At 42.5% G+C, this 26128-nt stretch carries 22 protein-coding genes and 1 pseudogene; 12 read left to right on the forward strand and 11 right to left on the reverse strand.

The features are described from left to right. Window positions 1-14: 14 nt before the first annotated feature. From CH376_RS13960 to CH376_RS13970, 3 genes are all read right to left on the reverse strand, one after another. A complete protein-coding gene (locus CH376_RS13960; RefSeq protein WP_100784678.1) occupies window positions 15-1010 on the reverse strand; it encodes a M12 family metallopeptidase in 996 nt (331 codons plus the stop codon). Between the two features lie 258 nt (window positions 1011-1268). Next, window positions 1269-2537, reverse strand: a complete 1269-nt coding sequence (locus CH376_RS13965; RefSeq protein ID WP_243394686.1) for a DUF2779 domain-containing protein — start codon at window positions 2535-2537, stop codon at window positions 1269-1271. A gap of 311 nt (window positions 2538-2848) precedes the next feature. Continuing rightward, window positions 2849-4006, reverse strand: coding sequence for an ACP S-malonyltransferase (locus CH376_RS13970; RefSeq protein ID WP_100784680.1), 1158 nt, complete (start codon window positions 4004-4006; stop codon window positions 2849-2851). Window positions 4007-4274: 268 nt separating this feature from the next. On the opposite strand from CH376_RS13970, the gene CH376_RS13975 reads away from it, so the two are divergent. Both CH376_RS13975 and CH376_RS13980 read left to right on the forward strand, forming a co-directional pair. Continuing rightward, on the forward strand, window positions 4275-5369 hold the full coding sequence (locus tag CH376_RS13975; RefSeq protein WP_100784681.1) for an AraC family transcriptional regulator: 1095 nt from the start codon (window positions 4275-4277) through the stop codon (window positions 5367-5369). A 42-nt stretch (window positions 5370-5411) separates the two neighbouring features. Then, window positions 5412-7316, forward strand: coding sequence for an AMP-dependent synthetase/ligase (locus tag CH376_RS13980; RefSeq protein WP_100784682.1), 1905 nt, complete (start codon window positions 5412-5414; stop codon window positions 7314-7316). A gap of 185 nt (window positions 7317-7501) precedes the next feature. Here the strand turns inward: CH376_RS13980 and CH376_RS13985 are convergent, their stop codons facing one another. Further along, window positions 7502-7912 (reverse strand): DoxX family membrane protein, encoded by a 411-nt coding sequence (locus CH376_RS13985; protein WP_100784683.1) that lies wholly within the window; start codon window positions 7910-7912, stop codon window positions 7502-7504. Window positions 7913-8460: 548 nt separating this feature from the next. Here CH376_RS13985 and CH376_RS13995 point away from each other — a divergent pair. From CH376_RS13995 to CH376_RS14030, 8 genes are read left to right on the forward strand one after another with little or no spacing between them, the layout of a single operon-like run. Beyond that, window positions 8461-9390: an ABC transporter ATP-binding protein gene (locus tag CH376_RS13995; RefSeq protein ID WP_100784685.1), complete on the forward strand. Its 930-nt coding sequence runs from the start codon at window positions 8461-8463 to the stop codon at window positions 9388-9390. A gap of 7 nt (window positions 9391-9397) precedes the next feature. Beyond that, window positions 9398-10126, forward strand: a complete 729-nt coding sequence (locus CH376_RS14000) for an ABC transporter permease (RefSeq protein WP_100784686.1) — start codon at window positions 9398-9400, stop codon at window positions 10124-10126. Further along, on the forward strand, window positions 10123-12096 hold the full coding sequence (locus CH376_RS14005; RefSeq protein WP_100784687.1) for a motility-associated ABC transporter substrate-binding family protein: 1974 nt from the start codon (window positions 10123-10125) through the stop codon (window positions 12094-12096). Before CH376_RS14000 ends, CH376_RS14005 begins: the two co-directional genes overlap by 4 nt. Further along, a complete protein-coding gene (locus tag CH376_RS14010; protein WP_100784688.1) occupies window positions 12093-13190 on the forward strand; it encodes a hypothetical protein in 1098 nt (365 codons plus the stop codon). Before CH376_RS14005 ends, CH376_RS14010 begins: the two co-directional genes overlap by 4 nt. Continuing rightward, entirely contained in the window at window positions 13187-13804 is a 618-nt protein-coding gene (locus tag CH376_RS14015) for a hypothetical protein (RefSeq protein ID WP_100784689.1), read from the forward strand. The genes CH376_RS14010 and CH376_RS14015 overlap by 4 nt, the downstream gene beginning before the upstream one ends. Next, window positions 13801-15198, forward strand: coding sequence for a UDP-N-acetylmuramate--L-alanine ligase (locus CH376_RS14020; RefSeq protein ID WP_100784690.1), 1398 nt, complete (start codon window positions 13801-13803; stop codon window positions 15196-15198). The genes CH376_RS14015 and CH376_RS14020 overlap by 4 nt, the downstream gene beginning before the upstream one ends. Beyond that, entirely contained in the window at window positions 15195-16220 is a 1026-nt protein-coding gene (gene pheS, locus CH376_RS14025) for a phenylalanine--tRNA ligase subunit alpha (protein ID WP_100784691.1), read from the forward strand. The genes CH376_RS14020 and pheS overlap by 4 nt, the downstream gene beginning before the upstream one ends. 1 nt (window position 16221) lies before the next feature. Continuing rightward, a complete protein-coding gene (locus tag CH376_RS14030) occupies window positions 16222-16644 on the forward strand; it encodes an acyl-CoA thioesterase (RefSeq protein ID WP_100784692.1) in 423 nt (140 codons plus the stop codon). Between the two features lie 263 nt (window positions 16645-16907). Here the strand turns inward: CH376_RS14030 and CH376_RS14035 are convergent, their stop codons facing one another. Both CH376_RS14035 and CH376_RS24265 read right to left on the reverse strand, forming a co-directional pair. Further along, window positions 16908-18893, reverse strand: coding sequence for a gamma-glutamyltransferase family protein (locus CH376_RS14035; RefSeq protein WP_100784778.1), 1986 nt, complete (start codon window positions 18891-18893; stop codon window positions 16908-16910). Window positions 18894-19197: 304 nt separating this feature from the next. Beyond that, the gene (locus CH376_RS24265) at window positions 19198-19338 is read right to left on the reverse strand and encodes a hypothetical protein (RefSeq protein WP_165781694.1); all 141 of its coding nucleotides are present in this window, start codon (window positions 19336-19338) and stop codon (window positions 19198-19200) included. Here CH376_RS24265 and CH376_RS14040 point away from each other — a divergent pair. Next, a complete protein-coding gene (locus CH376_RS14040; RefSeq protein ID WP_100784693.1) occupies window positions 19289-19840 on the forward strand; it encodes an MORN repeat-containing protein in 552 nt (183 codons plus the stop codon). The genes CH376_RS24265 and CH376_RS14040 overlap by 50 nt on opposite strands. 450 nt (window positions 19841-20290) lie before the next feature. On the opposite strand, the pseudogene CH376_RS14045 reads toward CH376_RS14040, so the two are convergent. The 5 genes and pseudogenes from CH376_RS14045 to CH376_RS14065 all read right to left on the reverse strand — a co-directional run bounded on the left by CH376_RS14045 (window position 20291) and on the right by CH376_RS14065 (window position 25688). After that, window positions 20291-21150, reverse strand: a pseudogene (locus CH376_RS14045) (LIC13305 family lipoprotein). 787 nt (window positions 21151-21937) lie between these two features. Continuing rightward, window positions 21938-22375: a hypothetical protein gene (locus tag CH376_RS14050; protein WP_100784694.1), complete on the reverse strand. Its 438-nt coding sequence runs from the start codon at window positions 22373-22375 to the stop codon at window positions 21938-21940. A gap of 1 nt (window position 22376) precedes the next feature. After that, window positions 22377-23642, reverse strand: coding sequence for an acetyl-CoA acetyltransferase (locus tag CH376_RS14055; protein ID WP_100784695.1), 1266 nt, complete (start codon window positions 23640-23642; stop codon window positions 22377-22379). A gap of 20 nt (window positions 23643-23662) precedes the next feature. Beyond that, entirely contained in the window at window positions 23663-24973 is a 1311-nt protein-coding gene (locus CH376_RS14060) for a 3-hydroxyacyl-CoA dehydrogenase family protein (RefSeq protein WP_100784696.1), read from the reverse strand. 199 nt (window positions 24974-25172) lie between these two features. After that, window positions 25173-25688 (reverse strand): O-acetyl-ADP-ribose deacetylase, encoded by a 516-nt coding sequence (locus tag CH376_RS14065; protein ID WP_100784697.1) that lies wholly within the window; start codon window positions 25686-25688, stop codon window positions 25173-25175. Between the two features lie 157 nt (window positions 25689-25845). Here CH376_RS14065 and CH376_RS14070 point away from each other — a divergent pair. Further along, window positions 25846-26128, forward strand: a 283-nt coding sequence (locus CH376_RS14070; protein WP_125232021.1) for a DUF1564 family protein, incomplete at its 3' end; no start/stop codon positions are given.

Consider the following 26128-nt stretch of genomic DNA (forward strand, 5'->3'; position numbering starts at 1 on the left):
GATTTTTAATACATTCAAATTCCATTGTATAGGTTGTGAATCGTAAAAATATCGGTAGCGCTGAACCCAGTAGGGTATGGAATCGTTTTTTCATCCTTTGTAATGATAAGAGGAGCTAACGTAGTAAGGTTGAGAGTGGAGTAGGAAGAATAGTGCATAATAGAACACAAATCGTAGTTCGGCGCCGTCGTTTCAATTCCTGCGGGCTTTTCAAATCGAACAAAACCGCCTGAGCCGGATGGAGGGACATTTAACCAGACAACGCTGATAAAGGAATCGCGATCGGGCCTCTGATGTTCATGCAATAATCCTAATGAATGACCCATCTCGTGAACGACGGCGGAGACTCCGCATTCGTTTCCTACATTGATATCCTGTTTTCCTCCGATTTTTCCGATATTAGAATTGCAACCCGACTGATTATCTTGAAAATTTACGTAATCAATTTCGATCGTACGAGGAACAAAACGAATTTCAGTATGAATAGAATAATAATCGATTGCCCGCGTTATGCGCGTTGTTTCTTTGAGTGAGGAATGAAGAGTGTAGGGAACGGTCTTGTTTGCCCACAATCTAGCGAAAGGAGAAGAGATAGCGAAAGTTCTGGGAGTTCTCGTATCAGAGAATAAATCGATTTTATTTTTAAAAACCATATCTCCTCCCACTATAAATTCTCCGGAATTCAATTGAGAATACTCTGCGCTGATAGTTCCCGTTGGAGTTGAAAAAGATCCGAATTTTGAAATTCGATTCGGAGTCGCATCCGCTAAAGGAAACAGCTCTTGATTCAAATTTGTTGGACCCGAGAAAATCGATTCGTTCCCGCGGGTCGGAAGAGAACCGATCGGTTGACAAACCACTTGATTTTTTGAAAAAGCAAAGAGAGTTCCCGCAATCAATTCGATCGTTTCTTTTTCAGTGACATAGGAGGATACGGAATTTGCACAAGAAGCCAGAAGTAGAACGATGAAACGAATCGGAAATAAAATTAATTTATTTTTAAGCCTCATGGAGAAAGATGTATTTTTGAAAAATCGAATTGTCGATAAATTTTTTACTGTATAAGTTCACCAAATATTGATTAACCGATGTTCTGTGTTGGAGTATTATAAAGTGTAATCAATTTTATAAAGTAATCGTGATAAAAGTAAAAATACTATCGATCGTCTGTTTAGAAAAATTTACGAACTCGAATATGTTTCTTAAGTGATTTTCTCGATACGTTAAGCGACTTCGAAAAAAAGATCAAATCGTTCATTAGAATTCTTTCATGCGTCCGGGTTTGGATGACTTCTGACCCATTCCTGAATTTTGCGGAGAATGAGAACCATCGCATACGTATCCAACTTGCAGTATTGAATCAGATTCTTTTCGATTTCCCGTTTTTCGGAATCGGAGAGCGGTTCGGTTTTGACTCTCAAAAATTCGGAGTTCGCCATTTGGCCGGATTTGATTCCAAGATCCTTATACGATTGACCGGTAATCACGGGAAGAATCGTTTTCAAGGACGTACTTCCTTTTTGATCCGGATGGTAGTAATCGTATTCCCAAAACGGTTTCGCTAAATCGACAAAGTCGTCTTGGATCGATTTGAGCCAAGGTTTGTGTTCCGGGAACGCAGCCGCCGATTCTTCCAGACATCTTCTTTCGAACTTATCGTTGAAACAAAGAATAGTTCCTCCGGGCGAAATCCACTGTTCCAGTTTTTCCAAAATTCCCTTTCTCGGATCGACGACGGCATCGTCGATATAATAAAAACTTTCCGGTTCACCGAAAAGATCCTCCCGAACCACGTGAAGCGAAAACAAAAACGGAACGTGTTGGAAAGGATAAGAATTAGGATAAACCGGAATCGGAGGATTGATCGATTCGAAATCGAGAAAGTAAATCGGATATCGGATCTTACTCAAGAATTCCGCGAATACTTTATGATTGGTAAAGGGTTTTCCGGTTTGCGACGCCTGGATCTGCGTTTTTTGACGGTGTGTGAGATTTTCGGTTTCTTGAATGTCTTTTAGGTTTAAGATTCCTTTTTCGTAAAATTTTCCCGATTCTTCCTTTCCTTCACGAAGCGTAAATATATCTCCGGGAATTTTCGGAGTCAGACAAACTTCAGGATACGCGCAATTTCTCGGATGGGAGCACATGCGGCTTAGGTAACGAGCGGGGCGGTTTTTTCTGGATAGAAGATCGTAGAGAGAATCCGCGAGTTCTTTTGTTTCTTTGTCTTTGAGAGAGGTTTCGGCGGTTACATCCTTTCTAACGAAGAATTCTTCCGGTTGAATTTTTCCTTGATAAAAGAATTTGGAATTCACGAAAATCAGAGTACATTTTGAAACGGGGAATCCGGCTTCTTGCGCCGCGAATTTTTGAAATGCAATTTCTTGAATATGTTGTTTTTTGAATGAAGTAGACGCTTTTAAGACTACGATTTCGAAAGTTCCGGCTTGTTCCGGATTCGGAAGGATATATTCCGTTTTCATCGAGAACTTTTCCGTTTCCAAACAGGCGGATCTGACTCCTTGTCCGGAGTTCAAAATTCTCCTTGTTTCGCTTTCGGAATAACGGACGTTTTTGGTATTCGGATAAAGAAGCTGAGAGAGATCTCTAAGAGCGGATTTTTGTCTTGGAGAAATATACTGGTGCTCGTAAGGATCGAAATCGGGGCGAGGTTCGTATGTGTTTAACCAGAGATGATATTCGCAGTAAAGACCGGTGGTAAAATGCGCTTTGGTGAGTTTCGGAATTTCCTCTTCCGGTCTTTTTAGAGATAGAAGGACGGAAACCCATTCCGGAAGAAACTTCCGAAACGGGTAAATCAATTTTAAAATCGAAAATCCCCGGCTGTTCAGGCCAGAAGAACCTTGATATCCTTTGGACTGGAAACCGCGTAGATTTTGTTCTCGGATGTTCCCATATTTGCCTGAGTCAATTTCTGACTCACGACACTCGGTCCAAAGTCGATACCGATAACGTTAGGCGTGTTTACAAATGCCTTTACGGCTTTGTCCCAGTATAAGGTTTTGATCAACATTTCTCTAAAAAGAGGAAGGCCGATTCCTTCGTCCGATTGCATATTTCTTCCGTCGAAGATCGAGAAGACCGGAGTTTTCAGATCGGAACCTTTGAAATCGAAGCCGATTCTTTCCATATCCAGAGGAACCGTTTTGTTTGTATCCTCCATATGCGGAGAATGAAAAGGGGCCGTTGTTTTTAAATAAACGAACTTCACTTTTTTCTCGTCCATTTCCGCTTTGAACTTTTTACGAAGTTCTAAAAGTGATTCCGGGCTTCCGGAGACGATATTGGAATCGGGAGTGTTGAAAAGACTTACGTAAATCGCTTTAGTTCCGCTCAGACCCAGCGCTTCGTTTGTTTGTTTGACTCTGTCTTCTAATTCTTTTTGTAGATAACCGATCACCGCAACCATCGGAGAAGGTTGTTTGTCTCCGATTTCTTCGTTCGCTTTGATAAGAGCTTCGGAAGGATTGTAAGGACCGACTAGCTCCTGCGCTCTGTAACCGATATACAAAACGAACTTTAAGAATTTTGCATATGCGGAATAAAAAACCGCTCCTTCTTTTCCGAGGGCGATCAAAGCGGAAGAGATCACTCCTTGGCTATGACCGGTGACTCCGATCGAATTGGAGATCAATTCCGAAACCGGAAAGCCTTTGTTTACGAACGAGATATAATTTGCGATTTGAGTCAGAAAAATTCCGACGATGGAAACCGGAGCGCTGCAGAGATAGTTTTCATCGGGAGCCGTATCCGGGTTTTTTACCCAGCTTTCGAAATCGTAACCGCCGTAGATGATCTTTTTGTCTAAACTTGGAACTTCTTCCGCGATGGTTTTAAAAGAAATGTCGAAGAATTCTTTGAGAGACGGCTCGGATTCATAAAGTTTGGAGAGTTCTTTCAAGAAGGGAGATCCTTGTCCTCCGAATTGAAGAAAGAGTTTGCCTCCTCCAGTCTTTACTTGAGTCAGAAAGTTTGCGATTGCCATGAACTTTTGTTTTCCTTAGGTGTTTAAGGATGGATCCCGTTTCACGGGTGGTTTCGCAATTCTTTTTTGGTGGGATGAGTTCCTAAGATCCTGAATTGACATAACTCTCATCATTTTTAATGAGAAATCGGAATAATTTAAGAGAATTTAGGACTTTTTAGAGATCGATTCCATTCTTCGCGTCGACGAAGTCGGGATCAAGATTCTTCGATAAAAATAAAATTGGCAGAAATCAAACGAACGTTAGTTTTGCGAATCGGTTGTAAGAATGTGGATCGAGTTGTACGGATACGCGAGCGCCCTCTGCGCAGTTTTGATAGGAGTAATGTTGGGAGTGAATCGAAGCGATTCACTTTCCTTAAGAATCGGATCTTTTCTTTTTGTCGCGATTTCAATTTGGCTCGGACAACTTCACCTTTTTATTTCCGGAACTTTGCTGAGCTTTCCCGATCTCATTTTTTTGCACGTTCCATTCGCCATTTTTTCGGGCCCTTTGTTTTTCCTTTTTATTCAATCCATTTTCGAACAAGAGTTTGAATGGAAGAAATTCCAATGGGCGCATATCGTTTTCGTGATCTTTTTGGATTTTCTTTTTCTTCCGGTCGCATTAATACCTAAGGAAATAAAAATTGAAATCTTTCAAAAAAACCTTTCGGTGGTTTCACCGCATCTCAAATACTATATTCTATTTTTCTTAAATATGAGTTATTTAGTTCCCGGAATCTATATCGCGTTTTCGTTTCGACTTTTATTCAACGGAAGAATTCTGTTTTCCGCCGGAAAGGAAAAAGCTCTTTTTGTGTTCTACATGATTCTTGGAATTTTCGCGGTCTCTATGTTGTTCACTTTTTCGGGATTTAGAATGGAACTTGCGTTTCTAAAAACGATAGGCGCCGTCGGATTTTCGACCGGTGTATTTTTGATTTTTATTCTTCTTTCCCGTTATCCGGATTTTTTGGATCTCGTAAGCAGGGATATCAGGGAAATTCAAAGGAAACAGAATCGGATCAATCCGGAACTTTCCGGGTCGGCTTTGGAAAAGCTGAAATTTCTCTTCGAAGAAAAAAAAATTTATCTAGAAGACGATATTTCACTTCAATCGCTCGGGCGTCAGCTTTCGCTTCGGCCGGATCAACTTTCTCAGGTTGTAAACGATTCTTACGGAATGAATTTCAACCGATTTCTAAATTATCATAGAATTCAGGAAGCGATTCGGATTTTAAAAAAGGATCCGGATGCGAAAATCATTCACGTTGCGATGCGCTGCGGATTTAACAGCAAGAGTTCGTTTAACGAATCCTTTCGGAGAGAAACGGGAACAACGCCGACGGAATATTTCAAAAAAAAGAGTATGGAATCATGAATCCCGTCGACCAACTCTGAAATTAGAGTTATTGTCTTTTGCATGTCCAATGCAAACTTTAAGAATTATAAAAATCTCGCTCAGTTGTTTCGAGATTCGATTCAGACTTACAAAAATGAAAAATCCTTTCTCACTAAAAATTCGAAAGGAGTTTTCGAAGGCCCGACTTACGGAGAACTCTACGAAGACGCTCTTTCTTTGGCTTCTTATCTGATCGAAAAATGCGGTTTGAAAGAACAGGAAAACGTAGCAATTATCGCGGACAATCGGCTCGAATGGATCAAAACGGATCTTGCCGTTTTATTTTCGGGTGCCGCCGACGTTCCGAGAGGCAGCGACGCGACCGTGCAGGATTTGGAATACATTCTTTCGCATGCGGATTGTAGAATCGTATTTATCGAAAATCAAAACGTACTCAAAAAATTGAATTCGATAAAGGATAAACTTCCGAAATTGGAATTTATCATTTTGATCGAAGGAACTCCCGAGATTTTCAAAGAAGGAAAAATTCTTTCCTTCAGAAAGATTTTAGAGGAAGGTTCGCGGCTTTCGAAGCAAAAGGTTTTGTCGAGAATCGACAAAATCGAATCGGACGATCTGCTCACTCTGATCTACACTTCGGGAACGACCGGAAATCCCAAAGGTGTGATGCTGACTCACGCGAATATTCTTTCACAAATCAGAAACATACCTTTGGGTTTGCAAAAGGAGGATAAAATTCTTTCCATACTTCCCGTTTGGCATATCTTCGAAAGAATTTTCGAAATAGGCTCGATCGCCTTCGGTTGTAAAACGTATTACACGAATATCCGTTCTTTAAAGGAGGATTTACAGATCGTGAAGCCGACGTTTATGGCTTCGGCTCCTAGGCTATGGGAAAGTATCTTTCAAGGTATTCAATCCAAGCTGCAAGCTATGGAAGGGTTGAGTAAGTTTTTGCTCCTTACCGCGCTCAGGACAAATCGGATTCGATATAAACACAGCTCCAATCTAAAAAATTTAAAACTGAAGATGATTCCGGAATCCCGGCCGGTTTCCTTTTTTAAAAAACTTTATTCTTTTATAATATTCTCGATCGTAATCTTTCCCGCAAAACTTTTGGACAAAATCGTTTTGAAAAAAGTAAGACAAGCGACGGGTGGAAACTTAAAGGCGAGCGTTTCCGGAGGAGGCGCACTTCCTCAACACGTGGACGAACTTTTTAACGCCATCGGCATTCCCGTTTTGGAAGGTTACGGTTTGACGGAGACAAGTCCGATTCTTGCGATGAGAACTCCTGATGAATTGATCGTTGGCACTGTGGGAAGAATTTTCCCTCAGACCGAAATTCGAATCGTGGACATTACGACCGGAAAGGATATTTATCCGAGTTCGAATCCTTTCGGAAAAAAAGGCGAGCTGATCGTAAAAGGTCCTCAGGTTATGAAAGGTTATTATAAGAATTTGGAAGCGACTGAAAAAGTATTACAAGACGGTTGGTTTAAGACCGGGGACCTGGCGGTTTTTACTGCGAACTCTTGTCTGAAGATCGTGGGAAGAATCAAAGAAACGATCGTACTATCCAACGGAGAAAACTTAGAACCGGTTCCGATCGAAGCGAAATTGCAGGAATCACCTTTGATAGAATCTTGTATGGTCGTCGGACAGGATAAAAAGTTTCCCGGAGTTTTGGTGGTTCCTAATTTTCAAAATCTAAAAGAATACGGAGCCGATCTCGGTGAAGTTTGCAAACATCCCGAAGTAAAAACTTTGATTCGCTCCGAAATTTCAAAGATGATCAGCGATCAAAACGGATTCAAATCCTTCGAGAGAATCGGAGGCTTTAGTCTTCTTGATCGTTCGTGGGAGAAAGGAGAAGAGCTTACGGCTAAACTTTCTCTCAAAAGATTTTTGATTACGGAGAAGTATTCGAAACAAATCGATCAGATCTACGAAAATGGAAAGTAATTATTAAAGGAAACGTTAGTCTTCGCTTTCGTTTCTTTTTTTGCAGGGACAAATCCCTCAAAGTTGGAGGATCGATAAAGCTCGGAGATGCTTCTACGGAGGGGAGGCTCCGAGCTTTTTTAGAAAGAGCTGTTTTTTGTCTCACTTTTTGAAACGATTGAATGCCGCTCTATGCAAATGGAAAGTCAGCGTTTTTGCGGATCGAATTCCAATCCTCGAAATAGATGTTTATAAAATTCTTTTCGACGATAAGCCAAATAAAATCCGGCGCTCGATAAAAATAGACTCATCACAAACGGCGGAAAACCGATGCCGGCTTGTAAAAATAAAAGATAAGAAACTATATTGACTACGATCGGCGCCAAAACCAAAAGTCCGAGCGCGGTCCATCTTCCGGAAAGAACCAGGATTCCTCCCAAAATTTCCATAACACCGAGGATCTGCCAAAGATAACCGGTTTCCAACAAGGAACTTATAAATCGAGCGGCGTGCGGGAGCATCGGAGGAGAAGGAATAAACAGAACGAATTTGTTGATTCCAAACGCAAGGAACACTCCTCCGAGCGCATATCGAAAGAAAAGGTCTAAGATTTTCATAAGAATCTCCATTACTTGTCTAAACAAGTAATTATTACCTAAGACCGGATTTAGAAATATTACAATCCTTTTTTACTTGTTCGAACAAATAAATTAAGAAAAATCGTTTCCGGTCGATATCGTTTAGAGGGATTTTTTGTCTTAGTGATTGGGTCATCCGATCCGGAAGAATCAAGAAAGCGAATCTTTGAAATTTTCGACAGCCGGAAGCTGATCCGAGATTCGTTTGACGGAACGACTCGGCTCGACCTATTCGAATCGAAGTCGCTTCTGCCTTGGAAGAAAATTCTTTCCGTTCGCGGAACTTGTTTTAATCTTAAAACGGTCCAAGAACGTTCTTCGAGAATTCTTTTCAGCAAGAAAGAACGCTTCTACTTCTTAACATAGAAAAGGGTTGACCCGATGCCTAAAGTTTTTTCTATTCTTTCCTTGGGAACGATCGGATTTATTTTCCCGAGATCCCGCAAAACCGCATTCGTAAGATGAAATTTTTCACGGGAAAATTTCATTGATTTAGAACCTGTCCAATGTGAGCAGTTTAAACAAAGATGATCAAAGTCAAAAACCTATCTAAATTCTATGGCAAAAAACTCGCTATAGACCGTCTGAATTTTGAATTGGGAGAAGGGGAGATCGTCGGTCTTCTCGGCCTGAACGGCGCGGGAAAGACGACTACGATCCGTATTCTTACCGGATATCTAATCGCCTCCGACGGAATCTGCGAGATCGACGGAACCAATACGTTTGAAAATCCTCTCGAAGTAAAAAAGAAGATCGGATATCTTCCGGAAACTCCGCCTCTTTATCCGGAATTATCGGTCGAAGATTATCTCAAGTTCGCTGCCAGGATCAAACAAGTCCCGATCGAGTCGATCGATTTCGAAATCGCAAGAGTCTGCGAAAGAACCAACTTAAAAGACGTTCGAAGAAATAACATCGAAACTCTTTCTCTCGGCTTTCGCAAAAGAGTCGGAATCGCACAAGCCCTTCTTGGAAATCCGAGGATCATCATTTTGGACGAACCCGTTTCGGGACTCGATCCAAAACAGATCGTTGAAATCAGAAATTTAATCCATTCTTTGAGGGAAGGACATACGATTCTTCTTTCGAGTCATATTCTTCCGGAAGTTTATAAAACCTGCACGCGGTTTCTGTTTCTTCATAAGGGAAGAATGGTGTATCAAAGGGATCGTAAACAACTTGAAGAGGAAATGGAAAAACTTTCCGGTTTGGAAGTCACTCTTTCCGGAACCGATCCCGAGTCGGGTAAGAAATATCTTTCAACTCTTCCGGGTGTGATCTCGGATAAAACGCAGGCGATCGGAGAGGATTCGAAAGGGAATACGTTTCTTGTTTCCACTTCCACGGAAAAGGAATTTAAAGACAAACTTTTCGCTTCGGCGTCTTCTTCTCCGCGTCTCGAGTACATTCGCAAACAGGAAGTAACGTTAGAACAGATTTTTATGAATCAGGTTTAAGGAAACTATGTTCCAAAATATCAAATGGATTTTTTTTAAAGAAGTGAAAGTGTTCTTCGGAACGTTTATGGCTCCGTTGGTTTTCGGCGGAACCGCTTTCTTGAATTCTCTTTTTGTGCTCATCTTGAATTTTAACGCGGGCACAAACTACGTTGACACAACGGTCATCACGTTTCTATCATTTATGTCCACGATCATCATCGCGATGTTGATCCTGTCGATGGGAAGCATCACGGAAGAAAGAAACAGAGGAACTCTGGAGTTTCTTTTTACGGCTCCGATCACCGATCTCGAAATCGTTGTCGGCAAGTTTACTTTCGGCGCCTTGGTCTGTCTTTTGATTTCGGTTTTCGTAAACGGATTGTTTCCGATCTTTCTATATTCTTTTTGGAAGGCCCCGTTATACATCGTTGTTTCGGGAACGATCGGAGTTTTTCTTTTGGGAATTTTTTCCTTCGCCGTAGGACTTTTCGGAAGCAGTCTCGGAAAAAATCAGATGACCTCTCTTTTGATTTCCATCGTGATCGTTCTGACGCTCTGGGTTTCGGGTTATTTCTCTTATCTTTTCGATTCGGTCACTCGAAAGATCTTATATCACCTTCATATTTTTTCCCATTTTATCGGGTTTTGTAAAGGAGTACTCCCTTTGAACGGAATCGTTTTCTTTGTCAGCGGAACGTTATTCTTTCTTTATCTCACCGTAAAAGTTTTGGAATCTAGGAGGTGGAGAGGATGAACGAATCGGTATTATTCAGAATCCTTCCCTGGATTTCACTCGCTTCGCTTTTTTTATACTTTCCGGTAAGAGACAGCATTCAGACTCCGGGCGCTCGCTGGCTCTGGCTCGGTTTTGTATTCGCGGTCTTAATCCTCGAACCAGGTTTTCGCTTCGTACGGAAAAAGAACATAAAGGAAGAATGGAATTCTTATCTTTCCGCCGGTTTGGGTTTGCTTGCGTTCGGAATCTATCACCTTCGGGTTTTTCTGGAAGACCTCGCTCTGAAATCGAGCGGTTCTCATTCCGGGAACGATCGCTTTCGGGAAATTCTTCTCGTGTTGTTGGTTTTTTCGGCGATCGGATTTTTGATTCTTACCTTGCTGAAAGAATTGGGAAAAGATTCCGCGGGAGCGCAGAGCGTTCTCAAAACTTCCAAACAGGCTTTGGTACGTTATTTCATTTTGAATCTTGCGATCGTCTTTGTCGTTTTGGTGATCATCAATTACGTTTCCGTAATACGAAATCACAACTTCGATTTGAGTTCGAAAGGACAATATTCCTTCAGTCCCACCGCGGTTAAAATTCTGAAAAACGTAAATCGAGAAGTCGAAGTCGTCGCGTTTTATCCGAGACCTCTGGAGAATTCGTCCGCGAGCGATAAGGCGAATTCTTTTTCACTCCGTAGAATCCGTCCGGATCTGGAGATTTATCTCGATCAGCTGCGGTCCTTAAGTCCTCAGTTTAAGGTTCGTTTTATCAACGCGGACGTTGAGTTGGACGACTTGGGAGAATTCGGTCAGGTTTCCAACGGCTTGATTCTTGTAAGAACCAAAAAACCGTTGTCAGACGACGGAAAACAATACGCAGAACAAAGGCTCTCCGTAAAAGAGAAAAACGATCTCGAAGACTTGGAAAGAAAGCTCGTTCAAGCTGTCGTGAACATTACTACCGAAGAGAAAAATATTTATTTCACACAATCCAACGGGGAACGGTTTTCTCCGATCTTCCAAAATCTTCCCAACGAGAAAGTCGGAATTCTCACCAACTCTCTCAGCTTTCTCAATTTTAAAGTGAAAGGTTTGGGAATCGCGGAAGGCTGGCCGGGAAGAATTCCCGAAGACGCGGACGTTCTTGTGATCGCGGGGCCGACCGTCACGTATTCGAAGGACGCGCGTGAAGCCGTATCGGATTTTATCGAAAAACGTAAGGGAAAGGTTCTCATTACGATTGAACCGAAAGGAACCGAGAACTTCGATTGGCTTCTCGAAAAGTCCGGTTACGAATTTATCAAAGGACCTCTTTCTCAGATTCCAAGTCAACCCGGGGTTATCGTTGCAAAATCCTTCCGCAAACATCCGATCGAGGAAACCCTGACTCGTAAAGATATGGGAGCCATGTTTCCGTTCGGCGGATTTTTTCTTCCGAAAGCCGTGTCCAATCCCGGAAGTCAATCTTTGGAACCGTTTCCTCTTATGGAATCGGGCGGAGAATCGATTCTTGATAAAAACAACAACGGCAAAATGGACACCGGAGAAGATAAGAGAAACGTAATACTCGGTTTGATTCTTAGAAGTCCGTCCAAGAAAGAAACGACGCCTAACGCGACTAAGGCGGAAATCGATCCGACGACGAACCTTGTTCCGGGCCTCGCTCCGGAATCGGAAACGCCGACGCCGAACATCGCGAATACCGAATCAAAGGGCGAAGGACGCGCAGTGATTTTTTCCGGTACTTCTTGGATCACGGATCAGTTCATTTCTTACGGAACGAATTACGAACTCGCAACTTCGGCGATTACCTGGATGTATCAGGATCTTTCTTTGTCTTCGATCCAGCCTAAAAAGGAAGAGATAAATACGGTTTCGCTTACCGACACTCAAAAGAGAATCGTCTGGATTTTAGGAATGTTTATCTTTCCGGGTTTGATCGCCTTTCTCTCTTCCGTCGTTTTGATACGTAAAAGAAGAAACGAAGGAGAAGAATCTTGAAAAGAGGAATTCTTTTCGTTCTAGCATTGGTTCTTTTGATCGCGAGTTTCTTCTTTCTGGAGGAAAAAAAAGAAGATCAGACGGAAGTTTCGTTTTGGGATATCGATATCGACGAGATCGAATATCTTCCTCCTAAATCCTCTTGGAACGCCGAAGACGCTATGAGTTTTTATCCATCTTCGATCGTTCTCAAAAAGGAAAGAACGTTAAGCGAAACCGGCGAGTTCATTTCCGTAAAATCGATCGACTTGGAAACCGGCGGATCTCTTGCATTCGAAGGGGGTTACAATGCCGAAAATCTCTTTCGCGAGTTGTCGGTTTTTAAGGTAAAGGGAGTTGAGTCGATCGGCGATGCAAAGGATTCTTCCACTTTGAAAATCAACGAAGGTTCGCCTGAAATTCTTCTTAAATCCTCCGGAAAATTGATCAAAAAGATTTTGATCGGCAAAAAGAAACCTTCCGATTCGGCCCGAATCGTAAAAGAAGGAAACGATATTCTCATCGCCCAAAGTCATACCCTGGATCGATTTTCGCGTTCCATCGGAGAATTCAGACAAAGGCAGCTCGTCAATCTCAAGGATGATTTTATTTCGGAAACGGTCTGGGAAGAGGAAGGCAAAACTCTTCGATTGGACAATCACCCTTACAAAGAAGAAAATATTAAGAAGAATTTTTGGAGAAGACTTTCCGGAAAGATCGTGGCGATCGAACCGCATTTGGGCGACAACTGGAACAATCAGATCATCGGTCAGAGAGTGGATCTTTATCCGGACGATCCGAACGGCGCCGGTTTTGCCGTGGCTAAAAGTCTTACATCAGTGCCTGCGGAATCTTCCCTCAAGTTGCGTCTTTCGAACGGAGACTGGTTGACGATTCGTTATTATCCGAAGACCAATATCAATTCGGTGGATTACAGACCAGCAGTTCGAATTTTAAACGATCGATTTTCCGAACCTCCTTTTTACATCCGCGAAGATAGTTTCTTGCGGATAAAAGAAAATGTGGGGAATTTGGATAAAGCGGAGCAGAAAAAGCCGGCGGCGATTCCGATCCCGACGCAAAAAAATCCGACGTCCGCTTTTCCCAAAAAATGATCGTAGATAAAGAACAAGACTTCTCAGACGTTAGATCCGATATTCTCCGAAGAATTTTCCAATCTCCGGAGAACGCTTATGAAATCTATCAAAAGGCGGAAGGTTTCGGTTACGCCGAAATTCTTAGAACTCATTTTCTCCTTTGGATTTTAGCGCCGGCCGGTAAATTTATTTCCAATCTTGTATTTTCCGTTCTTTCCTTCGTTCGTTTTGACGAGGGAGAATGGACGATTTTCTCCGGAGTTTTATTTTCCTTTTTGATCTATCCGGTCGTTCTGTTTTTGGTCGTGCAGTTCGACGTCTTCCGAGTATTTCAAAAAAAAGCGGACCGAACCAAGGGAGAAGTTCTTCCGCCGGCGAATATTCTTTTGTTGTCGTTTTTGCCGTTCAGCGCTTCTTCCGTCTTCTGGATTTTACCTTCTCCGTTTCAAGCCGTCTTTGTTACGGTCTCCTTTTTTCTTTCCTGTGCATTGTCGGTAAGAAGCATGAAAAAAATTCTAAACTGGAATGATAAGGAAATTATAATATTCTTTTTATCCGGAGTCGCTTATTTGCTGACCGGAGTTTTATTTTTGACCGTAATCTATAATTTAATTAGGACTATTCTCAATTGAAAATTTTTCTGATCGGGATCGGCGGAATTGCGATGGGCAATCTTGCACATATGCTCAAAAAAAGCGGACACGAAGTTTCCGGTTCGGATGCGGGCGTATACCCTCCTATGTCCGACAAGCTGAAAGAATGGGGAATTCCCTACTTCGAAGGTTTTAAGGCCGAGAACATTCAAGGTCAGGATCTGATCATCGTTGGAAACGCTATTTCCCGTGGAAATCCGGAAGTGGAGGAAATGCTCAACTCCGGAGTGGATTATCTTTCCATGCCGGCGGCCATCAGCAGATTTTTTCTGAAAGGAAAAAAGGCGATCGTAGTCGCGGGAACGCACGGAAAAACGACGACTACATTCTTAATTCATCATATTCTCAAAGAGAACGGGGTTTCTCCCGGTTTGTTCGTGGGCGGGATCCGCAAGGACGGTTTTCCCGGATTCGAACTCGGGAACGGTTCTTATTTCGTGATAGAAGGCGACGAATACGATACCGCTTTTTTTGATAAGTCTTCCAAGTTCCTGCACTATCGTCCCACCTATGCGGTGTTAAACGCATTGGATTACGATCACGCCGATATTTTTCCAAATATAGAAGCGATCGAAACGATGTTCAAACGTTTGATCAACTTGGTTCCCGGAAACGGAAAGATCTTCTATTGGAGCGGATCCGGTTCTTTGAAGAAATTGGTGCAACACGTGAAGTTCACGAGGACCGAAGGTTTTGAATGGAATCGAAAAGATTCTTCACTTTCCTGGAAAAAGCACGAACTCTTCTGGGAAGAACGAAAACTGAATCCTGTGATTTTCGGGGATCACAATTATCGAAATCTGGAAGTTGCAATCCGCGTTTGTTCCGAAATTTTGAAAGAAGAAAACCCGAGCGGTTATAAGGAAGGGATCGCAAAGGCGATCGATTCCTTTCCGGGAGTAAAAAGAAGACAGGACATTCTTTTTCAATCTCCGAAAGCGATCGTGATGGAGGACTTTGCACACCATCCGGTCGCCGTACACGAAACGATTCACGCGATCAAAAAACGCTTTCACGGTTATAAGATCATAGCCCTTTTCGAACCGAGAAGCGCGACGTCGCACAGAAACGTTTTTCAGAAAGAATATTCTTATTCTTTTCTGGGAGCGGATCTGACCATTCTTACCGAAATCCATAACTTGAAAAAAGTCTCAAAAGACATCCGTCTAGACGTTAAAAAACTGGTTCAAAAACTTTTGAAAAATTCCAAAACGATTCCGGTTTATGCAAAGGATCCTCAGGAGCTGATTGCAAAACTTCAGAAAATGATTCCCCAATTTACGGGAGAAAAAATTCTTATCTTAGCCATGTCCAACGGCTCTTTCGGCGGAATTTACAACGGACTTGTGGAACTGGCTCGGAATCACAAATGAATTTATCTCAAGAACTCGATTCTATTTACGAAGAGGCGATCCGAAAAATCGGAGCTTCCATTTCCGAAGAAGATTTAGATAAGAATAAAAACGACTTTATCGGTAAAAAAGGAAAGTTGACTGCGGTTTTAAAAAACGTGGCTTCCCTTTCCATCGAGGAAAAAAAGACCGTAGGTCAAAAGGCCAACGAACTTTCTAAAAAACTCGAGGCCTTTGTTTCTGAAACGAAATCGACTCTCAAGAAAAAACTTTTCGAATCTCAAGCCGCTTCCGAATTCTTCGACGCGCTTAGACCTCTTTCAAGTCCGGAGAACGGAAGTTTACATCCGATCACTCAGATCCAATACGAAATCGAGGACATCTTTGCTTCGATGGGTTTTAGCGTGATGGACGGACCTGAGATCGAAACCGATACGAATAATTTCGGCGCTCTTAATTTTACCGAAGATCATCCTGCTCGTGAAATGCAGGATACGTTTTATTTGGAGAATGGAAATCTACTAAGAACACATACTTCCGCGATCCAAGTGAGAACGTTGAGACATCTCAAACCTCCTTTTAGAATCATTGCTCCGGGAAGAGTTTTTCGTTACGAAGAAGTCGACGCTTCTCACGAGCATACGTTTTATCAGATCGAGGGAATGGTCGTTGGGAAAAATATTTCCGCGGCGAATTTGATCGATACGATGCAGGTTTTGTTATCGAGAATTTTCGAAAAGGAAATCAAAACCAGACTTCGTCCCGGTTATTTTCCCTTTGTCGAACCCGGTTTCGAGTTGGACATCAACTGTCTCGTTTGCGAAGGAAAAGGATGTCCCGTTTGTAAACAATCCGGTTGGTTGGAACTTCTTCCTTGCGGTTTGATTCACCCGAACGTTCTTTCGCATGCGGGTTTGGATCCGAAAGAATGGACCGGTTTTGCGTTCGGTCTCGGCTTGGATCGTCTCGTGATGATGCGTTACGGAATTCACGACATTCGTTATTTTCAATCGGGCAATTTAAGATTCTTAAAACAATTCTAATATGATTTCCACGCCGATTCAAACTCGATGGATGGATATGGATCCCTTTGCTCATGTGAGCAATTCGGTTTTCGTTTCTTATTTGGAAATCGGAAGAGTCGATTATTGCCGCCGTCGTTTCGGCGTGAAGGATGTTTTCGAAGTTCCTTTTATTCTCGCAAGAATCGAAATCGATCTCAAAAAATCGATCGAGATAAACCACGTGGTTGAAGTGCAAACTTCCGTGATCCGAATCGGAAACAGTTCTTGGGATTTTCAATCCGTAATTTTAGAATCCAATACGAAGGAAATCTTTGCAGTCGCGAAGACGGTCCAAGTTACCTTTGATCATAAAACGAAGGCTTCGATTCCGATCCCTCCGAAAGTGCGCTCGATTTTGGAAGCGGATCTCAAAGTGTTTCAAAGGCAAAACGTAGAAGGCTGACAGCAATATCGCTCGATCACGAGACCTTTGCGGTGGATTTTGAATGTAGGAACTATTACGTGGTCCTCTCGTAAAACGGAAAATTGTGGGAACTCTTACAAAGAGGGCGCCGTGTTTTTTCACAAAATTTCCGCAACGAGGATGAGACGTAATCTGTGGGAACTATTACGTTTTTCTACATACGATTTATCTGAGAATCAAAGAATGTAGGAACTCATACTTTCTTAAGAGTTTTCGAAAAAGTCCGCTTTCTTTTGGAGCGGCTAACGTCCTTCCGCCCAGGATTCTTTTCTCGGGTCCGCTCCTCCGTAGAGTTTCCCGGTCTTTGGATCTTTCATCGAAATACAAGGCGCCGCAAAATCGTATTCCCAGGCATCGCGTCCGATCACGTCGTAACCCAATTCTTTCAGCGCTTTTCCGTATTTAGAATCGATTTCTTTTTCCAGTTCCAAACGGCCCGGATAATAAGCGTGAGGCGAAAAAGCGTCCGGCCAATTTAGGGAACGAAACCGAGGGGCGTTAACCGCGACTTGAGGGTCCATTCCGAAAACGATCATATTCAAAAAAACTTGTATTGTCGCCTGCGTCTGCATATCGCCGCCCGGTGTTCCAAAACTCATAAAAAATTTTCCGTCCTTAAATACCATGGAAGCATTCGGAGTTATGGTCGGTCGTTTTCCGGGAAGAAGAGCCGAAGGATGATCCGGATCCAAACGAAACTGAGTCATCCGAATTCCCAAAGTGATATCTCCTTCTATCATCGGAGATTGCGGAAAGTCGCTCGGCGTGAGAGAGAGGGAATTTCCCTCCGAATCGATGATGCTGAGGTAAGTGGTATCTCTTCCAATTCTTCCGGTTTTTTCCCAAAAGGAAAGTTCCAGATCCTCCTCGGAAGAACGGGAAGCAAGAGAAGAAGAGTTGTTATCGACGGGTTTTTTGTCATCGGAAAGATCGATTTGAATTTTTGGAATTCCGGTTTGAGAAGAATTCTTCTTTAAATCTATGCCGGCCTTGAAAGAAAGATTTCTTTTTTGAAATTGAAACGGATTTCCGAAAGGAGGAGTTTTACCGAAAGCGTTCGACTGAAGAAGTTTTCTTCTTTCGTTCGCGTATTCCTTACTAAGAAGTCCCTCCGTAGGAACGTTCACAAAGGACGGATCTCCGAAATACTTTTCCCGATCCGACATTGCGAGCTCGATCGCCTGTGCGACCGTGTGAATGTATTGGGGAGAATTGTGGCCCATCGATTTTAAATCGATCCCTTCCAGAATTTGAAGCGCGATCGGAACAACGGCTCCTTGGTTCCAAGTCTGATTGGAAAAGATCGTATAAGATCCGTATTTTCCTTGAAGCGGTTTTTCCCAAGCGCCGGAATATGTCGAGAGATCGGATTTGGTCATCGTTCCGTCGTTCAGATCGTGAGCTTTTACGATCCTATCCGCGATCGGACCTTCGTAAAAATACTTTCGAACCGATTCCAGGGCTTTGTTGCGATCTGAGCCTGATGCGATCGCTTGAGATTCTACGTTGGCAATTTCGCGTAACGTTCTTCCTAAGGCCGGGCGGGAAAACTTTTCCTTGTGATAAAGGGGCTTCCACCATTTTTTATCGAGATAAATTTCAGCATTGTAAGGAAGAAGAATAGAAAACCCCAATCTTTTGAAAATGTTGATATTCAGATTTCGCAGAAGAATCCTGTGAACCGGAAAGCCTTCCTCGGCAATCTTAATGGCCGGGGCGCTGATTTGTCCGAAACTCATCGTTCCGTATTTTTTCAAAAGCGCAACGATTACATCCGGAGAAGCGGGAACCAATTGGGAACTATATTTCAAAGTTGGAATGTATTTGTGTCCTCTGGATTGAAAGTATTCTATCGTGGCTTTGGAAGGGGCCTTCCCGGCTCCGATGTAACTTTCAACGGCCTGTTTTTTTGCGTCGTAGTAGAGAAGAGGTGCGACTCCCGGAAAGGATGCTTCCTCTCCTTGCGTCACGTTTAACACCAATAATGCGGCAATCCCCGCATCAGCAGCGTTTCCTCCTTTTTCCAAAATTTCCAAAGCCACTCGGGTTGCGAGCGGGTGACCGGAGGCAACCATCATCTTCGATCCTTCTGCGAGAGGGCGGTCCTGATGATAGGGATCGTTAAATTCTAAAATTTGATTGGGTCTTGAAAAGGCGAAGTAGAGGACGGAAAGTAAGACGATTACGCTTAAAAAACTTCCAAGAATGTATTTTAAAATTCGGTTCATTTGTTTTTCCTCTTTGAATTTCTGTTGCGAAAATCCATTTCTCCATTTATATAAGAGTTGTCCCAAAACCGGGACAGCTCTTTCAGCTTGATCTTTTTGACAAAGTAAAATAATGTTTTGGAGGTGCGCGCTGTAAGTATTTTTCGGTCAAAGTATAACTTTTCGGAAAAATGAATCCAGAGAAAAAGTGCTCTTGGAAATAAAGACGAATGAACGCCTAAAGCTTAAGAGTTCCTACTTTAAGGACCGAACGCGGGTTTTGTTTAGAATCATTTCCGATAGTCCAGAAGTTTTTTTCTCCGTTTTAGGTTGTTAACAATAAATAAAGATATCCCGTATAAGATTCGCAGACTTCCATTTTTTTGAGGGGAGATTCGGGAAGTTTCCCCGTCGACATGTTTAAGATAATAGTATTCATTCTTTTTTGTTTCAGTTTTTCCTCCATTCTTCCACAATCCTTAGCGTTAAAGAGTTGCTTATCCGGAAATTGCCGAAATGGAAAGGGTGTTTTTCTCGATTCTTTCGGAAACGAATGCAAAGGTACTTTTGTGAACGGAAAATTGGAAGGTTATGCGGAAGTTAAATTCAAAAATCGGGAAACGTTTTCGGGAGTTTATAAAAATTCTTCCATAAGAAGTTTGGGCCAATGGACCGATCCTGAAACCGGAAAAATTTTATACGGGACTTGGATCGAGGACGGGGATTGTGATAAAAAGGGATGTAAAACTTGGGCTAAATTCATCCCGGATTCGGACGTGGAATGTATCTTTCGGGGATTATTTAAGGAAAACCGAAAAGTGGGAAAGGGCAGTTACACTTGTATAAACGGAGAAAGTTTTGACGGAACCTACGCAAACGATTTGGCGAATGGCCGCGGAAAATTAAGATATTCCGCCGGAATTATATTTGAGGGAGAATTCAAAGACGGTCACCCGGTTTTTAAATAGAAATTCAATCATAAACAGGCGATTGTTTTGCGGATTTTATCTTCGTTTTTTTGGAACAAGAATTTACGAACTTTTTAAAAGTTGGAGCTCCTACAATCCAAGACAAAAATAGAACTCCTTTAGGGTTGAACTCTGCGACAAAGGAGCATATCGACGGAATTATTCTTGCAGCTTTTGCCTAACGCTTTGTTATTTTCAAGTCGGATTCGATACCACCCTGATTCTATGAAATGTTTTGAGGAAGTTCCCACAAATGGAAATTCTTTATCTGCAAAAATGAAATCTTCTGATAGAAAAAGCTGTCAGAATCTATCATCGCATCGCGCAAGGTCCCACAAAAAGGCGGCCGAGTCTTTTCCTCCGTTTTAAATCGGAGAAAAAATTCTTCGATTTAAAAATGAGTCATTCGATGGTGTCTAATGTTATTTCGTTTTTTGTTAAGGAATTCGGTCAATTACATTGAATCTCGGAGAATCTACGCTTCCAGGCTGTGTTCTCCGTTCCATGATAGGGCCAAAAACGGTTCATCTCATCGATCGTCAAACGCACCTTTGCGGCAACGATCGGATCGACGGCGCAAATTTCGTTTAAATAAGAAAATTGACGTCCTTGAATAGCGCCACCGACATCCGCTCTGTCCTCCGCAAAATTCGATGTGGCATATTCGCTTACAAAACCGTCAATGGGATTCCAAACTGGAGTTAAAGGGACGTTGGGATTAGTGAAACGACGCGGACTGGAAGAATATTGATAACTTCCGTATTGAAAGGAAGGCGGGTTTAACGATTGCCATTTTGGATCCCAATAATATCTCATCACATCATCCATATTGTGTGTAATTTCATGGTGTATCGTTTTTGATAACCTGGTTGCACTAAATAAGTTAGGATTTGTCATTGAGCGGGATTTTATCCCGTCCGCAACGTCTATAAATATAATATTATCTTCAGGTTTTGATAGCCCCCGGCAGCACCAAACGAATTCGCTGTTAGATTCCGCGTGAACACTATTCTTTCCGCGCGAGCCTTGATAAAATATCCTCTTGGATACCTTGCAATTTCAGCTACTATAAGATCTTTAATAAAGTTTAAATCTTCATCCGAATAGTTGGTATCATAAGCAACGCCGGGCGATGATACCATCGTATGAGTTATGATTTGAACGTCACGGTCGTAGTTTTCAACTCGACCCTGAAACAATAATAGTAAAAGAAGATCCGAAGTATTTTTATCTCCTTTGTCTGTGGAACAAGAGGATAGTAAGGGAAAAGCCAACAAAAGGCTTAAAACTAATTTAATATAGATTCCCATAGATTTTTCTCCGGATTTTTTCAAGACATCCAGGTAAAAATACGGAAAACCTCTTCAAATTAGGTCAAAGAATCCTGAGAAAATTCGCACAAAAGAATTCAGATTATAATGAGAACTTCTAAGAACTTCGCACAACAAAGAAGTTGATTCGAGCATCCGATAACTTCTCAGGGAATCTGTGGTAGTTCCTACATCTCCCGCATGATCGATCTATACGGGGTCAAAAAATTGGCATTAAGAAAATGGAATATTATAAGAATCGAATTAAATTTGTCGACCCTTATATTTCGACCTGTAGGAGAATATTGAGTTAGGGGAGAGCGCGACTCTGTGCAAGAAGCAAGAGAAGATTTCGCAGAGGCACGCCCGCGGCAAAAATTACTCTGAAGCTCAGAAATACGAAAATCGAAGTTGAAACAACTGTAGATTTTCGTATTATCAAGGTTCCTACTGGACTGTTTTCGAGGGAGCATTCAAAAACGGCTATTCGGTTTCAAAGAAGAAATCCGATGAAGAAAGGACGTTGAAGTAAGTGTCGAGCGGGGCGATACAGGATTTATAGGAGTTCCTACAGAATCTTTCGTAAAACAAACTTCGCCCCGCCTTAATCTTGGGTGATGGGGTGACGAGCGATCCGTAGAGAGCAAGGTGCGGAGTTTAGTGGGAAGACCCTGGAAATTTTCCTCTACCACAAAATTAAACTTTCAGCAAGTCCGATTTTTGAATCCCGAAATGTGGGAACTCCTGCAAAAAGAAAGAAGTCCTTAACTAAACCGAAAAAAACCGATTAAAGTTCTTCTTCCGCTGAATAGGTCAGGATTAAAGAAGAAATGAGAGTGAGAAGAAATTGCGAGAAAACCCAAAGCCAAACAATCATACTTGGTAAAACGTTGATAAAGTTTAGAATGGAGATCGCAGGTCCCACATAAGCCGCCAACGAAAAACAAACTGCTACGATCAACCCGCCGACAATTCCGGTCGGTAAGGAATCTTTCGCAAGGCGAATGATAATTCCTAAAAAGAAAACTTGGATCAGATCAGCGACGATCGGCCCTACCCATAAAATCATTCCAACGGATTGGAAAAAGGATTTATAGGCAGGGTCGTAGTAAAAGCGGGAGAACAAAAGACTGCGAAGAGGTACGGAGATCACTTCCCAAAAACCAAAGGCGATAAACAGCCTTAAAAGAAATTGATTCCAATCTTTTGCAGTCTTTAAGCTCATTTTACTTTCCTACGATGAAAACCACGTTAGTCGTTGCGGATCCGCCGATGTTCAGCATCAATCCGTTTTTAGCGCCTTCTACTTGGTAGTTTCCGGCGGTACCGGTGACTTGCTTGTAAAGGTCGAGCATCATTCGAACTCCGGAAGCGCCGACAGGGTGCCCCACTCCGATGAGTCCACCGGACGGATTGATCGGCTTTTTACCGTTGATATCGATGATTCCGTCTTCGATTGCCTCGTGTTCTTTTCCGGGCTGCGTGATTCCGAAAGCGGAAATCGCTGCATATTCGGAAGAAGTGAAACAGTCGTGAGTTTCAAAAACGTCGATGTCTTTTACTCCAAGTTCCGCTCTGTCATACGCGTCTTTTACGGTTTGTCTGGTCCAAGGGAGAATGTATTTGTCTCCTTTAGATTCGGCGACCTTTGCGTCAAAGGTGATCGGAGCAACTCGGTGTCCCCAGCCTTTCAGCCTTGGGATCGTGTTGATCTTCTTGCCTCTTTTTTTAGCGTATTCTTCGGTATAAGATTTATTCGCGAGAACCACCATCGCCGCACCATCGGTTACTTGAGAACAATCGGTGATGCAAAGTCTTCCACCCACGGCCATGTTGTATTCTCCGCCGCGTGCGTTTGCGTGTTCTTTGTTCATGAACCAAGAACGGGTTTGAGCTTTCGGGTTTCTCTTCGCGTTGTCGTAGTTGATTCTAGAGATTTCGGCTAACGCTCCCATGAATCTTTGTTCCGGAAGTTTGTATCTTTCCAGAATAACGTCTGCAAGTTTTCCGAAAAGTTTCGGGAAAGGAAATTGAACTCCCTTCGCTTCTTTTTCGTAATAAGCGGCTGTTCCTAAAAAGTCTCCACCTACGGAAGAACTTACGGTTTTCATGATCTCGATTCCAAGAACGATGGCAACGTCGTAGTCTTTCGCGCGGATCTTTGTGGCTGCGGCGTCGAGTGCGATCGAGCCGGAAGCACAAGCGGCTTCAAAACGTCCGCCGGGAATTCCGTAGAACGCAGGATCGACTTCGGTTAAGAATGCGCCCAAGTGACCTTGAGTCGCGTATTGTTCCGCATCGAAGTTTCCTACGAAAATTCCGATTCTATTTTGTTTATTGAGTTTTTTGAGTTCATCGGGTGTGATTCCCACTGCGGCTAAACCGTCTTGAACAGCTTCGCGCATCAAGGACATGAAGGTTTTTCCTTCTTTGGTCCAGTTCCTTTGAAAATCGGTCTGTTCCCCGCCGAGTATGTAAATTTTCTCGCTCATGGTGATACCTGCCTCCCTAATTATCCTTTGAAAAGTGATCGAGCGTCAAGTTTTTCCTTCAGCTCGTAAAACGGTTTCCCTGGTTTCGCTTTGGCTAATACTTCAGGAACCGGAAGTTTTGCTTTTTCGATCAGTTGAATCGTGTCCTTAGGTCCGCCTAAGAAATCGACAAACGCAGAAGCCGGAGCCCAGTTGAACCCGGTTCCCATCGCGAGATCCGCCATCTCTTTCGTATCTACGACTTCGCCAACGATCGAAAGAGAATAACTAACGTATCTTGCGATGAAATATCTCGCGAGATCAGCTTCGAAACCTTTCGCTTCCTTTACGATATTCATAGCGCCGATATAATCCGCTTCGGAAATTCTTCTGTTCGCCTGGCGAATGAATTCGATATCGAATTTTGGAAGTGGTTCGTAAAGATCCGCGCCTATATTATAGACTAACTTTTCTTTCTTGCCGTCCGGAGTTTTGGACATCTTGTAAAGGCCGCCGCCTGCTTTTCGTCCGAGATCGCCTTTATCGATTAACTTTTGGAAGTAACCCGGCATTTTAAAAGTAGAATGCGCCGCGTCTTTTGTCATTTCATAGAGGTTGTCCACGATCGCTTTGTGAACGTCCAGTCCTACGAAATCCGCGGTGTCCAGAGGAGCCATCGCTCTTCCCGTATAACCGCTCATGATCGCGTCCATAAGAGCGATCCCGCCTTTATCGGAATACTTTTCCGCGATTTGAGCGACTTCGTTGATGAGCTGAAATCCGATTCTGTTTCCGGCAAACGCAGGAGTATCATTTGTGTAAACGACTGCGCGGCCTAAAACCTTATCCAGATATTCGCCGAGTTGTTTGAGAACTTTTTTATCGGATCCTTTATGCGAAACGAGTTCGCAAAGAATCATCTTGTATGGAGGGTTGAAGAAGTGGGTTCCAAAATAATGCTTTTGTCCGTCTTCATCGAATGCCTTTGAAAGTCTTTCGATGGAAAGTCCGGAAGATACTGTGGAAACGATAGTCCCAGGTCTTCTGGAGCTCGCGATTCTTTTGTTGATCGGTTCTTTTACTTCATAACTTTCCGCAACGAGTTCGAAGACCCAGTCGGATTCCGCTACCGCTTTTTCGAGATCCGCATCGTAAGAACCGGGAATGAGTCTTGGTCGAATCGTATCCGTCTTCACTGAACCGATCGCTTTCTCAATACCTTCTTTCGCTTTGCTTATGTCCCTTGCAAGCATGTGGACTTTTGCCTTCCCAAAGGAAGCAACGATTGCTGCTGACCCGGCGCCCATTGTACCGTTAGCGCCTAATACTGTTACTGTTTTTATCTCTCTCATGAAACTATACCAATTCTTGGATTTTCAATGGAATAGAACCTGTTTAAAACAGCTATGTGAGGAGGAAAGGTTTTTTTCAAGCGATAGATTGTAGAATCGCTCTAAAACAGAACGAATGTTCTGTTTAAACTTACTTAAAAAGGCTGAAATTCGTGAACAAATCGATGAATTCTCCTTAAATTTGAATGGGAACCTAATTTCAAAGCAGACCTTCATAAATTTTAAAATTTTCAGAATCAAAACAAACGAAGAATATTTTTTCGAACTTGCCGTCGTTTTTCAGAAAATCGAGCACCGAATGAACCGCTATCTTTGCGGCTCTTTCCTTAGGAAAATTATAAATTCCCGTGCTGATATTGGGAAAAGCGATCGTAAGAATCGAGTATTCTTTTGCTAAGAGAAGACTATTTGTATAAGCGTTTTTTAATAGTTCATCTTCGTTCTTTTTTCCTCCGTACCAAATCGGGCCTACGGTGTGGATCACAAATTTTGCTTGGAGTTTGCCGGCCTTTGTAATTACGGCCTCTCCGGTTTTGCAATTTCCTTGTTTGTTTCGGATCTTATAGCATTCTTCCAATATTTCCGGACCTCCAGCGTTGTGGATCGCTCCGTCCACCCCACCTCCGCCTAACAAAGAATTATTGGCCGCGTTTACGATCGCATCCACCTTTAGTTTGGTAATGTCTCCGTGGATGAGTTGAATTCTATCTTTCATAAAGTTTTCTGATTTGATCTATTATTTTTGATGAGGATTGTATTAGAGTGGATTTTCCACAAAATTTTTGAATCGATAGGGGTTAAAAAAATTCTTATTTATGAATTTTTTCTCCTAAAAATGTTTCTTGAAAACGAACTCGAGAACCGTTTTTGGTATGGGGATTTTGCTTCTAAATTCTGATCATGAAATTCAATCCGTTCTTCAAGACAATCGGATGGAAGTGGTGACCTTGCTCGTTCCGAAACATACGTTGTCTTGTCTTGGCGAAAAAGAAAGGGGAAATCTCCCGAAAAGAATTCCTCTCCTTTTGAAGAGATATGCGAAATATCTTACTGCAATAAATCGTTTAGGAAATAAAGCGGAGAAAACTTTATATCAGCCGAGCCCGGGAAAAAAGCAAATGCAAAGAATCAATGTCCGGGTGAGTAGGGGGAGCT

The sequence above is a fragment of the Leptospira adleri genome (assembly GCF_002811985.1).
Taxonomy (GTDB): domain Bacteria; phylum Spirochaetota; class Leptospiria; order Leptospirales; family Leptospiraceae; genus Leptospira; species Leptospira adleri.

Coding starts and splice junctions, on each gene's coding strand:
- CH376_RS13960 (WP_100784678.1), bottom strand. CDS start 1,010: ATGAGGCTTAAAAATAAATTAATTTTATTTCCGATTCGTTTCATCGTT.
- CH376_RS13970 (WP_100784680.1), bottom strand. CDS start 4,006: ATGGCAATCGCAAACTTTCTGACTCAAGTAAAGACTGGAGGAGGCAAA.
- CH376_RS13975 (WP_100784681.1), top strand. CDS start 4,275: ATGTGGATCGAGTTGTACGGATACGCGAGCGCCCTCTGCGCAGTTTTG.
- CH376_RS13980 (WP_100784682.1), top strand. CDS start 5,412: ATGTCCAATGCAAACTTTAAGAATTATAAAAATCTCGCTCAGTTGTTT.
- CH376_RS13985 (WP_100784683.1), bottom strand. CDS start 7,912: ATGAAAATCTTAGACCTTTTCTTTCGATATGCGCTCGGAGGAGTGTTC.
- CH376_RS13995 (WP_100784685.1), top strand. CDS start 8,461: ATGATCAAAGTCAAAAACCTATCTAAATTCTATGGCAAAAAACTCGCT.
- CH376_RS14000 (WP_100784686.1), top strand. CDS start 9,398: ATGTTCCAAAATATCAAATGGATTTTTTTTAAAGAAGTGAAAGTGTTC.
- CH376_RS14005 (WP_100784687.1), top strand. CDS start 10,123: ATGAACGAATCGGTATTATTCAGAATCCTTCCCTGGATTTCACTCGCT.
- CH376_RS14015 (WP_100784689.1), top strand. CDS start 13,187: ATGATCGTAGATAAAGAACAAGACTTCTCAGACGTTAGATCCGATATT.
- pheS (WP_100784691.1), top strand. CDS start 15,195: ATGAATTTATCTCAAGAACTCGATTCTATTTACGAAGAGGCGATCCGA.
- CH376_RS14030 (WP_100784692.1), top strand. CDS start 16,222: ATGATTTCCACGCCGATTCAAACTCGATGGATGGATATGGATCCCTTT.
- CH376_RS14035 (WP_100784778.1), bottom strand. CDS start 18,893: ATGAACCGAATTTTAAAATACATTCTTGGAAGTTTTTTAAGCGTAATC.
- CH376_RS14040 (WP_100784693.1), top strand. CDS start 19,289: ATGTTTAAGATAATAGTATTCATTCTTTTTTGTTTCAGTTTTTCCTCC.
- CH376_RS24265 (WP_165781694.1), bottom strand. CDS start 19,338: ATGGAGGAAAAACTGAAACAAAAAAGAATGAATACTATTATCTTAAAC.
- CH376_RS14050 (WP_100784694.1), bottom strand. CDS start 22,375: ATGAGCTTAAAGACTGCAAAAGATTGGAATCAATTTCTTTTAAGGCTG.
- CH376_RS14055 (WP_100784695.1), bottom strand. CDS start 23,642: ATGAGCGAGAAAATTTACATACTCGGCGGGGAACAGACCGATTTTCAA.
- CH376_RS14060 (WP_100784696.1), bottom strand. CDS start 24,973: ATGAGAGAGATAAAAACAGTAACAGTATTAGGCGCTAACGGTACAATG.
- CH376_RS14065 (WP_100784697.1), bottom strand. CDS start 25,688: ATGAAAGATAGAATTCAACTCATCCACGGAGACATTACCAAACTAAAG.